12 protein-coding genes are annotated in these 11,832 nt (G+C 68.0%); 9 read left to right on the top strand and 3 right to left on the bottom strand.

The annotated features are described in order from the left end of the window. The 3 genes from LIG30_RS25600 to LIG30_RS21250 all read right to left on the bottom strand — a co-directional run. A partial coding sequence (locus LIG30_RS25600) for a DUF3304 domain-containing protein (protein ID WP_235510346.1) occupies window positions 1-270 on the bottom strand: 270 nt, incomplete at its 3' end. 23 nt (window positions 271-293) lie between these two features. Further along, on the bottom strand, window positions 294-473 hold the full coding sequence (locus LIG30_RS25595; protein WP_083494118.1) for a hypothetical protein: 180 nt from the start codon (window positions 471-473) through the stop codon (window positions 294-296). 755 nt (window positions 474-1,228) lie between these two features. Then, window positions 1,229-2,743, bottom strand: coding sequence for an acetyl-CoA hydrolase/transferase family protein (locus LIG30_RS21250; RefSeq protein WP_038715202.1), 1,515 nt, complete (start codon window positions 2,741-2,743; stop codon window positions 1,229-1,231). Window positions 2,744-3,093: 350 nt separating this feature from the next. On the opposite strand from LIG30_RS21250, the gene LIG30_RS21245 reads away from it, so the two are divergent. The 9 genes from LIG30_RS21245 (at window position 3,094) to LIG30_RS21205 (ending at window position 11,587) form a co-directional block, all read left to right on the top strand. Next, on the top strand, window positions 3,094-3,783 hold the full coding sequence (locus LIG30_RS21245) for a DsbA family oxidoreductase (RefSeq protein ID WP_051995111.1): 690 nt from the start codon (window positions 3,094-3,096) through the stop codon (window positions 3,781-3,783). Window positions 3,784-3,792: 9 nt separating this feature from the next. Then, complete coding sequence (locus LIG30_RS21240) at window positions 3,793-4,119, top strand: Rieske (2Fe-2S) protein (protein WP_038715201.1); 327 nt, start codon at window positions 3,793-3,795, stop codon at window positions 4,117-4,119. Window positions 4,120-4,383: 264 nt separating this feature from the next. Beyond that, on the top strand, window positions 4,384-5,064 hold the full coding sequence (locus LIG30_RS21235; protein WP_038715199.1) for a CDP-alcohol phosphatidyltransferase family protein: 681 nt from the start codon (window positions 4,384-4,386) through the stop codon (window positions 5,062-5,064). Continuing rightward, window positions 5,061-5,855, top strand: a complete 795-nt coding sequence (locus LIG30_RS21230; RefSeq protein WP_038715197.1) for a HalD/BesD family halogenase — start codon at window positions 5,061-5,063, stop codon at window positions 5,853-5,855. The genes LIG30_RS21235 and LIG30_RS21230 overlap by 4 nt, the downstream gene beginning before the upstream one ends. After that, window positions 5,852-6,853 carry an HpnL family protein gene (locus tag LIG30_RS21225; protein WP_038715196.1) on the top strand — a complete coding sequence of 334 codons (1,002 nt, stop codon included), beginning with the start codon at window positions 5,852-5,854 and terminating at the stop codon, window positions 6,851-6,853. The genes LIG30_RS21230 and LIG30_RS21225 overlap by 4 nt, the downstream gene beginning before the upstream one ends. Before the next feature lie 42 nt (window positions 6,854-6,895). Then, on the top strand, window positions 6,896-7,663 hold the full coding sequence (locus tag LIG30_RS21220; RefSeq protein WP_038715195.1) for a phosphocholine cytidylyltransferase family protein: 768 nt from the start codon (window positions 6,896-6,898) through the stop codon (window positions 7,661-7,663). Beyond that, a complete protein-coding gene (aepX, locus tag LIG30_RS21215) occupies window positions 7,660-9,348 on the top strand; it encodes a phosphoenolpyruvate mutase (RefSeq protein WP_038715192.1) in 1,689 nt (562 codons plus the stop codon). Before LIG30_RS21220 ends, aepX begins: the two co-directional genes overlap by 4 nt. Further along, window positions 9,345-10,523, top strand: coding sequence for a phosphonopyruvate decarboxylase (gene aepY, locus LIG30_RS21210; protein WP_038715190.1), 1,179 nt, complete (start codon window positions 9,345-9,347; stop codon window positions 10,521-10,523). The genes aepX and aepY overlap by 4 nt, the downstream gene beginning before the upstream one ends. A gap of 2 nt (window positions 10,524-10,525) precedes the next feature. Then, window positions 10,526-11,587 (top strand): 2-aminoethylphosphonate aminotransferase, encoded by a 1,062-nt coding sequence (locus tag LIG30_RS21205; protein ID WP_038715188.1) that lies wholly within the window; start codon window positions 10,526-10,528, stop codon window positions 11,585-11,587. Window positions 11,588-11,832: the final 245 nt, after the last annotated feature.

The following is an 11,832-nucleotide window of genomic DNA, read 5'->3' as shown; positions in this document are numbered from 1 at the left end:
CCATTCCCGCGGGTAGCGCGTACAGCAAGATTCCGCCCCCCCGCCAGAGGGCCGCCCGTCCCCACGTGCCGGCATCACATTCGGCCCGCCACCACCGATACGCGACCCTTTCGGCCCGGAGATCGAAAACGTGTGGATGTACCACGGCGTGTAATTGAACGTCTTGGTCCCGCCGCTACTCAGTTCGACCCGCCGAGGCACCTCAACCGTTGTGGACGCATTCGTCTGCAACCCGGTGCATCCGGCGAGAAGCACCGCCAAGACGGCCATCACTCCGGCCCATCGTTTCACATTCATTCGTTACCTTTGTCGTTGTGGTTCGTGCCGTCAAAAATCAGCGAGACATGCAGGGTCTGCTGACACGTCAGTTTCGGATCGGCCACGTTGCAATAACCCGTCGCCCACGCATCGTTCGCTTCCGGGTTCTGCAAGCGCCCACCTTCCGACATCGGTTCTGGCCATTTCACGTTCATTTCGCGAGCCCTCCCTTCACCCCGTTCGGATAGCCGTGGGCGACACGGCGGCTAGCTCAGGCAGTCATCGCAGGACATGTGATTGACAAAGCGGTTAGCCCATGCGCGTTCAACGGCGACGAGTGCGCCATCCACAAGCCGCTGGCGCAACAAGAGCCGAATTATTAACGCGAATTTCCACTCAATTCAATAGCAATAGTTCTATTTAAATAACGACAATCAATCTCAAAAATATCGTCTTATATTAATTAAGATAAATACCCTATTTAATTATACAAAATCAGATAAATCCAATAGCCGCCTCACTCGTCGCTCTCGAATCGCCGTCATCGTCTCGAAGAAGTTGACGAACACCGCGAATTCACGTTTGGCAGGTGCCGCCGGGCGAAAAAGCCATTCAACACGCCCCGCCAGATCATGAACAAGTTCGGGCCGCGGCGTGACGCGGCATCGGTCGGGTCTACCCGTCAACGAACGGGCTGCAGCGCGACTGCGCTGCCGGCGGGTAATCGCCCGAATCGGGCGAAATCTAGCGGTGATGGTCTGAGGCAAGCGTCGTCACGACGCGCGGCGATGCCGCCGCCCGCCCACAAGGAAGGAAGCCGGAGCGCTCGACCGCGCCCCGAAAAACAAAACGCGTGCGAAGAACGGGCAACTCTCCCCGTTCTTCGCACGCGTTACCGGCCGCGACTCATACACCGCGACCGTTTGCGGACTACGCGGCATCAACCGCCGCGCTGCCCGCCCAATTCCCGTCAGACCTTCATCGTGCCGGTGCGCACGAAGCGCTCGTGCCAGCTCAGCGACTCGGCGAGCAGGTGCGGCGTCTGCTTGCCGAAGCTGTCGCGGCATGCGCGATCGAAGTAGTCCTCGAGCATCGGACGGTAATCCGGGTGTGCGCAGTTCGCGATGACCTTGCGTGCGCGCTGCTTCGGCGACAGGCCGCGCAGATCCGCCAGACCCTGCTCGGTGACGACCACCGCGACGTCGTGCTCGGTGTGGTCGACGTGGCTCGCCATCGGCACGATGCGCGAGATCGTACCGCCCTTCGCGGTACTGGCCGACATGAAGCACGACAGGTAGCCGTTGCGCGCGAAGTCGCCCGAGCCGCCGATGCCGTTCTGGATCTTCGTGCCCATCACGTGCGTCGAGTTGACGTTGCCGTAGATGTCGGCTTCGATCATCCCGTTCATCGCGATACAGCCGAGGCGGCGCACGAGTTCCGGATGGTTGCTGATCTCCTGCGGGCGCAGCACGATCTTCTCGCGGAACATCGCGATTTCGTCAGCGAAGCGCTTGACCGCATCCGGGCTCAGCGACAGCGCGGTCGCCGACGCGAAGCTCAGCGTGCCGTTGGCGAGCAGGTCGAGCATGCCGTCCTGGATCACTTCGGTGAACGCGGTCAGGTTCGAGAAGCCTGCCGAGCTCAGTTCCGCGAGCACGGCGTTGGTGATGTTGCCCACGCCCGACTGCAGCGGCAGCAGGTTCGCCGGCAGGCGGCCGCGCTTGACTTCGTGATTCAGGAAGTCGAGCAGGTGATGCGCGATCTGCTTCGACGTCTCGTCCGGCGCGGAGAACGCGTTGCTGCGGTCCGGCGCATCGGTCTCGACGATCGCGATGATCTTGTCGGCCGGGCAGCGCAGGTACGGCTCGCCGATGCGATCAGCACTGCTCGTCAGCGGAATCGGCTTGCGGTTCGGCGGCAGCGCGGTGCCGTAGTAGATGTCGTGCATCCCGTCGAGGCCCGCCGGCTGGCGCGAGTTGACTTCGAGGATGACCTTCTTGGCCTGCTCGAGCCACGTCTTGTTGTTGCCGACCGACGCGGACGGAATCAGCAGGCCGTCCTCGCGGATGCCGGCCACTTCGACGATCGCGACGTCGATCTCGCCGAACAGGCCGAACCATGCATATTGCGCGACGTGGCTCAGGTGGATGTCCTGATACTCGACCTCGCCGGCATTGATCTTGTTGCGCAGCGTCGGATCGGACTGGTACGGCAGGCGCATCGAAATGCCGTCCGTGTGGGCGAGCGCGCCATCGAGCTCAGGCGCGGTCGACGCACCGGTCAGCACGTTGATGCGGAAATCTTCGCCGCGTGCGTGCGCTGCTTCGATTTGCGACGCAAGCGAGGTCGGCACCGCCTTCGGGTAGCCCGAGCCGGTGAAGCCGCTCATCGCGACGGTCATGTTGGGACGAATCATCGCAGCGGCTTCGTCGGCGGTACGGACGAGGGAACGCAGTGCGGGAGCAAGGATGCGGGAAGAAGACATGGCAGATTGTGTCGAGCGAGTCTTGGTATGACGACGTTGACGCCGCAGCGGGGTGTCTCATGAGCGGCGCGAAACCCAGGCGGTCCACGACCGGCGACCGGCACCACAGGGTACCGGCCGAGTATCGCAGACGCCGCGCATCCCGAGTGTTCTCCAGATGAAAAAGTACGTTGCTGGATTTGCCGGATATCGGACGCATGTTTTATGCCAGAGCGTCCCGCGCGTGCTGCGGCGCAGCAACGCACACACCCCCCTCGCACCGAGGGGTTTGCGCAGTGCGGCAAGCCGATATGCTGCAGCGTACGCTTGCAGCGGATTGTCGCGCCGCGCACGACTCAAGGAAATGATCCATGTCAACGCTTGACCCAGATCAAACCAGCGAGGGCGCCCGCCCGGGCGCCGCGCTGACGATCGACGTGATGTTCGACTTCGTCTGTCCGTGGTGCCTGATCGGCAAACGGCAGCTCGACCGCGCGCTGGCGCGGCTCGCCGAAACCGCCCCCGATGTCCGCCCCCGGCTCGCGTGGCACGGCGTGCAGTTGCTGCCGGACACGCCGCTCGCCGGCACGCCGTACCAGGCGTTCTACGTGGCGCGGCTCGGCAGCGAAGCGGCGGTCGCCGCCCGGCGCGAGCAGGTGCGCACCGCCGCGCGCGCCGCCGGGCTGGAACTGGCCTTCGAGCGGATTCGCGTGATGCCCAATACGGAACTGGCGCACCGCGTTGCGGCCCACGCGGCGGCCGGCACGCCAGATCAACATGCCGCGCTGATCGACGGCGTGTTTACCGCCTATTTCATCGACGGCGAGGACATCGGCGATCCCGACGTGCTGGTGCACGTCGCCGAACGCTGCGGCCTCGCGGCCGATGCGGTGCGCGCACTCGTCGCCCGCGCGCCGGCCTGCGAACCGCCATCGCCGGCGGTGCGGCTCGCGGCATCGCGCGGCGTGCCGGCATTTCTGTTCAACGGAACGGACCTGATATCGGGCGCCGTTCCCGCCGACGCGCTGAGTGCTGCGATGCACCACGCGCTCGGGCGCTGAGCGGCCGCCATGACGCATACGATCGACGTCTGCGCGGCGGACGAACTGGCGCCCGGCCAGCGCGCGCTCGCGTTCGCGAACGGCCGCAGCATCGTCGTCTTCAACATCGGCGGCATGCTGTACGGCATAGACAACAGCTGCCCGCACCAGGGCGCGTCGCTCGCGAGCGGCCCGCTCGACGGCACCCGGCTGCGCTGCCCCGCGCACGGCCTGACCTTCGATCTGACCACCGGCCGCATGCCGGGCACGAGCGGCCTGTGCGTGCAACGCCTGCCCGTACGTATCGTCGGCGGCCGGGTGGTCGCCGAATGGTGCGCGCCGGCGACCGGCGGCTGAGCCGAGCCTGCGCGGCATGCTTCGACCGGCGCATGCCATACCATACTTTTGTGACACAGCGGCAAAGCGCCGCGGACCGGCCACCCCGCGCGCGGCCGGTCCGCGATCGCCCCGGGGGCCACATCGCGCCTCGCGCCGCAAGACCCGCCGGGCCTGCCTCCGCGCGCGCCGGCGCGCTGCGCCCCACATTCTTCGGATCGCAGGAAACGTCGCCGAATCGATCGGGAAAAAGCAAAAAATTACAATTCCGTATATATTCCGCCGATGGACCCAAGAAAAACTTCCACACGCTCCGAGCCTCCCCTGCCGCGCACCTGGGATGCGCGACTCGCTCGCTCGCTTGTCCGGCCGCTCGTCGACAGCGCCGTCACGCCGAACCACCTCACTACCCTTCGCCTGCTGATCGGCCTCGCCGGCGCCTGGTGCCTCGCGCAAGGCGGCTTCGGCTGGGGCAACGCCGGCGCGCTGCTGATCGTGCTATCGAATTTCGTCGACCATACGGACGGCGAACTGGCGCGCATCAGCGGGAAAACCAGCAAGATCGGCCACTTCTACGACCTTGCGGCGGACGCGTTCGTCACCGTCGCGCTGTTCGTCAGCATGGGTGCCGGCATCGTCGCCGAGGGCGGCCAGATGGCCGCGTCGCCGGTGCTGCTCGGCGCGGTCGCCGGCGCGGCGGTCGCGCTGATCTTCTACCTGCGGATGCGCATCGAATCGCTCGCCGGCAAGGCCGGCACCAAGCAAGCGTTCGCCGGCGGCTTCGAGACCGAGGACGTCCTTTACCTGCTGCCGCTCGTCACCCTCTCGAACGGCGTCGAGCCGTTCCTGCTCGCGGCCTCGATCGGCGCCCCGCTGTTCGCCGCCTGGGTCGTGATCGACTACTGGCGGATCGCGCGGCGCGGCAGCCTGCCGCAGAATTCCACCGAAATCCAGGCTACAAAATGACCACGCGCACGCGCGAAAACCCCGCGCTGAAACGGCAACGCGGCGCCGCACCGTCTCCGGACCGCACCGTCGCCGAACGTGTCGCCCAGCTCGACATCGACCACCTGCAGCGGGAGTTCGCCCGTCAGGATGCCTTCCTGTATCTCGACAGCTTCCTGCCGCCCGACGCCGCCGCGAAGCTCGCCGACGCCGCGCGCGCGCTGCAGGCCGACATCAACCGCAATTACCTGCCCGGCCACAAGCAGGGCGGCAGCGTGAGCCGCCACACGATCGACGCGAAGGCGCCGTACATCGCCGAGCTGTATCGGTCGAAGGCGCTGATCGGCTTTCTGGAAAAGCTCACCCGCGACACGCTGCTGCCGTCGCCGGACGACGATCCGCACGCGTATGCGCTGTACTACTACACGAAGCCGGGTGACCACATCGGCTGGCACTACGATACGTCGTACTACGACGGCCGCCGCTACACGCTGCTGTTCGGCGTGATCGACGATTCGTCGTGCCGGCTCGACTACGAGCTGCACACCCGCAATCCGGCGGTTCCCGACGAACCCGGCTCGGCGCAGATCGCCGACGGCGGCATCGTGCTGTTCGACGGCGACAAGCTGCGCCACCGCGTGACGCCGCTCGGCCAGAACGAAATGCGCGTGACGCTCACGTTCGAATACGTGACCGACGCCGGCATGCGGCCGTGGAAGCGCTTCATCTCGAACATGAAGGACGCGATCGCGTACTTCGGTTTCCGTCAGGTATTCAAGCAGTTGGCGCCGCGCCGAACGACCGGTTCATGACGCGCGCGGGCATGATCCTGCTGTCCGTCGGGACAGTGCTGTTCGTTGCGCTGCTCGCGTGGCAGGGCGTCGGCGCGGTCGCGTCGACGTTCCTCGCGGCCGGCTGGGGGCTCGCGCTCGTCGCGGCGTTCCATCTGGTGCCGCTCGTGATCGACGCGGCCGCGATCGCGGTGATGTTCCGGCGCGGGCAGCCCGGCGCGACGCTGGGTGAAGCGCTGCGCGCGCGCTGGGCCGGCGAATCGGTGAACAGCCTGCTGCCGGCCGGGCAGATCGGCGGGCCGGTGCTGATGGTGCGCCACCTCGCGCAGCGCGGCGCGCAGCTGACGGACGCGGCGGCGGTCGTCACCGTCAGCACGACGATGCAGGCGCTCGCGCAGATGGCGTTCGCGCTGATCGGCATCGCCGCGTTCAGCGCGCATGCGACACACGATTCGGTCGCGCACCTGCGCACGCCCGCGCTGATCGCGACGGCGGTGCTCGGCGGCTGCGCCGCCCTGTTCTACGCCGCGCAGCGGCGGGGCCTGTTCGGCCGCGGCCTGCGGGTCGCGTCGAAGCTGCTCGGCCCGCGCGACTGGTCGTCGCTCGCGGCGCGCGCGGACGCGATCGACCAGGCGGTCGGCGCGCTGTACCGTGAACGCGGCAAGGTCGCGTCGACCTTCGCGATCAGCCTCGTCGGCTGGGTGGTCGGCACGGCGGAAGTGTGGCTCGCGCTGCATTTCCTCGGGCATCCGGTCAGCTGGCTCGACGCGCTGCTCCTCGAAAGCGTCGGCCAGGCGATCCGTGGCGCGGCGTTCGCGATCCCCGGCTCGCTCGGCGCGCAGGAAGGCGGCTATCTGCTGCTCGCGCCGTTGGTGGGCCTGCCGCCCGACGCGGCGCTCGCGCTGTCGCTCGCGAAGCGCGCGCGCGAACTCGCGCTCGGCCTGCCCGGCCTGCTCTACCTGCATTTCAGTGAACGAAACTGGCAGCGTCGCCGCGCGCCGCTGCCCTTGGCCGACTGATCGGACACGATTCGATCCGGCTGATCTTTGGTTGGAGAACTCATGCGAGCCATCATTCTTGCGGCGGGCCTCGGCCTGCGCCTGCAACAGCCTCCCGAGGCGCAATTCCCGAAATGCCTGCTGCGCTTCGACGACATGACGCTGCTCGAGCGCCATCTGCGCGTGCTCGAAGCCGCCGGCGTCGACGAAATCGTGCTGGCGCTGGGCTTCCAGTCCGGCAAGGTCGAGGCTGAACTCGCCCGTCTCGGCCGCCGCGCGGAGATCGTGCTGAACGACCGCTACGACCTCGGCAGCGTGCTGACCGTGCACACGGCCGCCGACGCGATGACCCGCGGCGGCGACGTGCTGCTGATGGACGCCGACGTGCTGTACGACGAAAGCATCCTGCACGCGCTGGTCGCGAACCCCGGCCAGCCGGTCGACCGCCTGCTGATCGACCGCGACTTCGAAAGCGGCGACGAGCCGGTGAAGCTGTGCCTGAAGAACGGCGTGCCGGTCGAGCTGCGCAAGCATCTCGCGGTCGATCTCGACTACGACACGATCGGCGAATCGGTCGGCTTCTTCCGCTTCACCGAGGACACCGCGCGCCGCCTCGCGACGATCGTCGCGGGCTACGTCGACAGCGGCCGCGCGAACATGCCGCACGAGGAGGCGGTGCGCGACCTGCTGCTCGAAGGCGGCCGCCACTTCGACGTCGCCGACGTGACGGGCGCGCCGTGGATCGAGATCGATTTCCCGAACGACGTCGCGCGCGCGGCACAGGACGTGCTGCCGCTGATCCAGCGCACGACCGCAGGAGCCGCACGATGAACGCCCGCGAACCGAACTTCACCGAATCGCGCAGCGCGCGGCTGCGCCGGATGCTCGTGTCCAGCGAGCTCGAATTCCTGATGGAAGCGCACAACGGCCTGTCGGCGCGGATCGTCCGCGAGGCCGGCTTCAAGGGGATCTGGGCCTCGGGCCTCGCGATCTCCGCGCAATTCGGCGTGCGCGACAACAACGAGGCGAGCTGGACCCAGGTCGTCGACGTGCTCGAATTCATGGCCGACGCGAGCGACCTGCCGATCCTGCTCGACGGCGACACCGGCTACGGCAACTTCAACAACGTGCGCCGCCTGGTGAAGAAGCTCGAGCAGCGCGGCATCGCCGGCGTGTGCATCGAGGACAAGCAGTTCCCGAAGACCAACAGCTTCATCGACGGCGAGCGCCAACCGCTCGCCGAGATCGACGAGTTCTGCGGCAAGATCAAGGCCGGCAAGGATTCGCAGGGCGACCCGGATTTCTCGATCGTCGCGCGCGTCGAGGCGCTGATCGCGGGCTGGGGGATGGACGAGGCGCTGCGCCGCGCGCATGCGTATGCGGACGCGGGCGCCGACGCGATCCTGATCCACAGCAAGCTGTCGCGTCCCGACGAGATCCTCGCGTTCACGCGCGAATGGGGCAATCGCGCGCCGCTCGTGATCGTGCCGACCAAGTACTACAGCACGCCGACCGACGTGTTCCGCCAGGCGGGCATCAGCACCGTGATCTGGGCGAACCACCTGATCCGCGCGGCGGCTTCGTCGATGCAGGCGGTCGCGCGCGAGATCCACGACAGCGAAACCCTCGTCAACGTCGAGGATCGCGTCGCGAGCGTCAACGAGATCTTCCGCCTGCAGGACGCCGCCGAATACTCGGCGGCCGAGCGCATCTACCTGTCGTCGTCGTCGCGCGCGTCGAACGCTGCGATCGTGCTCGCCGCGAGCCGCGGCAAGGGGCTCGAGGCCGTCACCGAGGACAGGCCCAAGGTGATGCTGCCGGTCGCCGGCAAGCCGCTGCTGCGCTGGCTCGTCGACGGCTTCAAGCAGCACGGCGTCAACGACATCACCGTGGTCGGCGGCTATCGCGCCGACGCGATCGACACGTCCGGCATCAAGCTCGTCGTCAACGAACGCTATGCGCAGACGGGCGAACTGGTGTCGCTCGCCTGTGCCGCCGCGCGCCTGACCGGCGACACCGTGATCTCGTACGGCGACCTGCTGTTCCGCAGCTACATCCTGCGCGACCTCGCGGAAAGCGAGGCGGAGTTCAGCGTCGTCGTCGATTCGTCGCAGACGCAGCCGTCCAACCAGAGCGTGCGCGATTTCGCGTTCTGCTCGGCTGCTGACGATCGCGGGCTGTTCGGCCAGAAGGTCTATCTGCAGCGCGTGTCGAGCGACGCGGCGAACGGCACGGCGAACGGCCGCTGGATCGGCCTCCTGAACGTGCGCGGCGCGGGCGTCGCCCGCCTGAACGCGATGCTGGCGACGCTCGGCGCGCGCGGCGATTTCGACACGCTCGACATCCCCGCGCTGCTGAACGCGCTGATCGACGCCGGCGAGAAGATCGAGGTGCAGTACGTGCACGGCCACTGGCGCGGCGTGAACGACCTCGACGATTTCCGCCGCGCGGGCGACTTCGCGCACGGCCAGACGCCGTTCTCCTCGCAGGACGCCGGCAACGGAGACGAGCAATGATCGAAGCCGCGCAATTCGTCGAAGCGGCCCGCGCGCGCGGGTTCGACTGGTATGCGGGCGTGCCCTGCTCGTATCTGACGCCGTTCATCAACTACGTGCTGCAGGACCCGACGCTGCATTACCTGTCGGCGGCCAACGAAGGCGACGCGGTCGCGCTGATCGCGGGCGCGACACTCGGCGGCAAGCGCGGCATCGCGATGATGCAGAACTCCGGCCTCGGCAACGCGGTGAGCCCGCTCACGTCGCTGACGTGGACGTTCCGCCTGCCGCAGCTTCTGATCGTCACGTGGCGCGGCCAGCCGGGCGTGCCCGACGAGCCGCAGCACGCGCTGATGGGCCCGATCACGCCGGCGATGCTCGACACGATGGAGATCCCGTGGGAGACCTTCCCGACCGATCCCGCCGACATCGGGCCGGCGCTCGACCGCGCGGTCGCGCACATGGACGAGACGGGCCGCCCGTATGCGCTCGTGATGCAGAAAGGCAGCGTCGCGCCGTATGAGCTGAAGCAGAACCCGGCCGACGCGCCGCGCCCGCATGTCGTCGCGCAATCGGTGCCGCGCGCCGCATCGGCCGACGCATGGCCGACGCGTCACGACGCGCTCGCGCGCGTGATCGCGCACACGCCGGCCGATTCGACCGTCGTGCTCGCATCCACCGGCTTCTGCGGCCGCGAGCTGTACGCGCTGGACGACCGCCCGAACCAGCTTTACATGGTCGGCTCGATGGGCTGCGTGACGACGCTCGCGCTCGGCCTCGCGCTTGCGCGGCCGGACCTGCACGTCGTCGCGCTCGACGGCGACGGCGCCGCGCTGATGCGGATGGGCGCGTTCGCGACGCTCGGCACCTACGGCCCGGCGAACCTCACCCACGTGCTGCTCGACAACGGCGCGCACGAGTCGACCGGCGGCCAGGCGACCGTGTCGCGGCACGTGTCGTTCGCGGGCGTCGCCGCTGCGTGCGGGTACGCGTTCGCGATCGAAGGCGACACGCTCGACGTGCTCGACGCGACGCTCGCGGCCGCGCGCGACGCCGCGCAGCCGGCCGGCGCGCGCTTCGTCGGCATCGCGACCCGCTGCGGCGTGCCGGACGGCCTGCCGCGCCCGACCGTCACGCCGGTCGAGGTCAAGACCCGCCTGATGCGGCACATCGGTGCCGCGCCCGAAGGAGTTTAATCATGCTGCTGCTCAACCCGGGCCCGGTGACGCTGACCGAACGCGTGCGCCGCAGCCTGCTGCAACCCGACCTGTGCCATCGCGAAAGCGAATTCTTCGATCTGCAGGACGAGGCGCGCGCGCGCCTCGTCGCCGCGTACGATCTCGATCCGGCGGACTGGGCCGCCGTGCTGATGACGGGCTCCGGCACGGCCGCCGTCGAAAGCATGATCGCGGCGCTCGTGCCGCGCGACGGCAAGCTGCTGGTGATCGAGAACGGCGTCTACGGCGAACGGATCACGCAGATCGCGACGCAATACGCGATCCCGCACGACGTGCTGAAGCACGACTGGATGGACGCGCCGGATATCGCGCAAGTGGCCGCGCGCCTCGACGCGGATCGCGACTTCACGCATGTCGCCGTGATCCATCATGAAACGACGACCGGCCGGCTGAACGACCTCGCCGCGATTGCCGCGGTGTGCCGCGCGCGCGGCGTGAAGATGCTGGTCGACGGCGTGAGCAGCTTCGGTGCGGAAGCGATCGACTTCGGCGGCATCGACGCGGTCGCGGCGACCGCGAACAAGTGCCTGCACGGCGTGCCGGGCGCGGCGTTCGTGATCGTGCGGCGCGCGGCGCTCGCGCTGGCGGCGAGCCGCACGTACTACCTCGATCTCGGCCGGCTCGCGAAACTGCAGGATCAGCGCAACACGCCGTTTACGCCGTCGGTGCACGCGTACTACGCGCTCGTCGAGGCGCTGCGCGAGTTCGACGAAGCGGGCGGCTGGCGCGCGCGTCATGCGCGCTACGCGGCGCTCGCCGAGCAGGCCCGCGCGGGGCTCGCCGCGCGCGGCATGCCGCTCGTGCTGCCGGACGGCGCGTCGTCGGTCGTGCTGCGCGCGTACCGGCTGCCGTCAGGCGTGTCGTACGAGCAGCTGCACGACGGCCTGAAAGCGCGCGGCTTCGTGATCTATGCCGGGCAAGGCGGGCTGTCGAAGGCGCTGTTCCGCATCTCGACGATGGGCGCGATCGAAGCGGCGGACATCGAGCGGCTGCTGGACGGGTTCGATGCGCTGATGCGGTAACTTGAATGGCAGCGGGCGACGCATTGCGCCGTCGCCCGTCTGTGGTTCGCTGCGGGCTGGCCATCGAGCAGTCACTCACAACGTAAGCATCTGGCACGCCCCGGGCCGAATCGTGTCGATTTGCTTATCCGCCATGCCGCGCGGCCCCAAGCTCGAGCCGGTTGTCGATCACGACGAGCCTCACCGGATCGGTCTTCTTCCACTGCGACTTCGGGATCACCAGCTGCCACTCGGCGTTCGCCTGA

The organism is Burkholderia sp. lig30, assembly GCF_000687455.2.
Taxonomy (GTDB): Bacteria; Pseudomonadota; Gammaproteobacteria; order Burkholderiales; family Burkholderiaceae; genus Burkholderia.
Note: the sequence above shows the minus strand (reverse complement) of the source record. Positions and strands in the feature narration are given on the sequence as shown.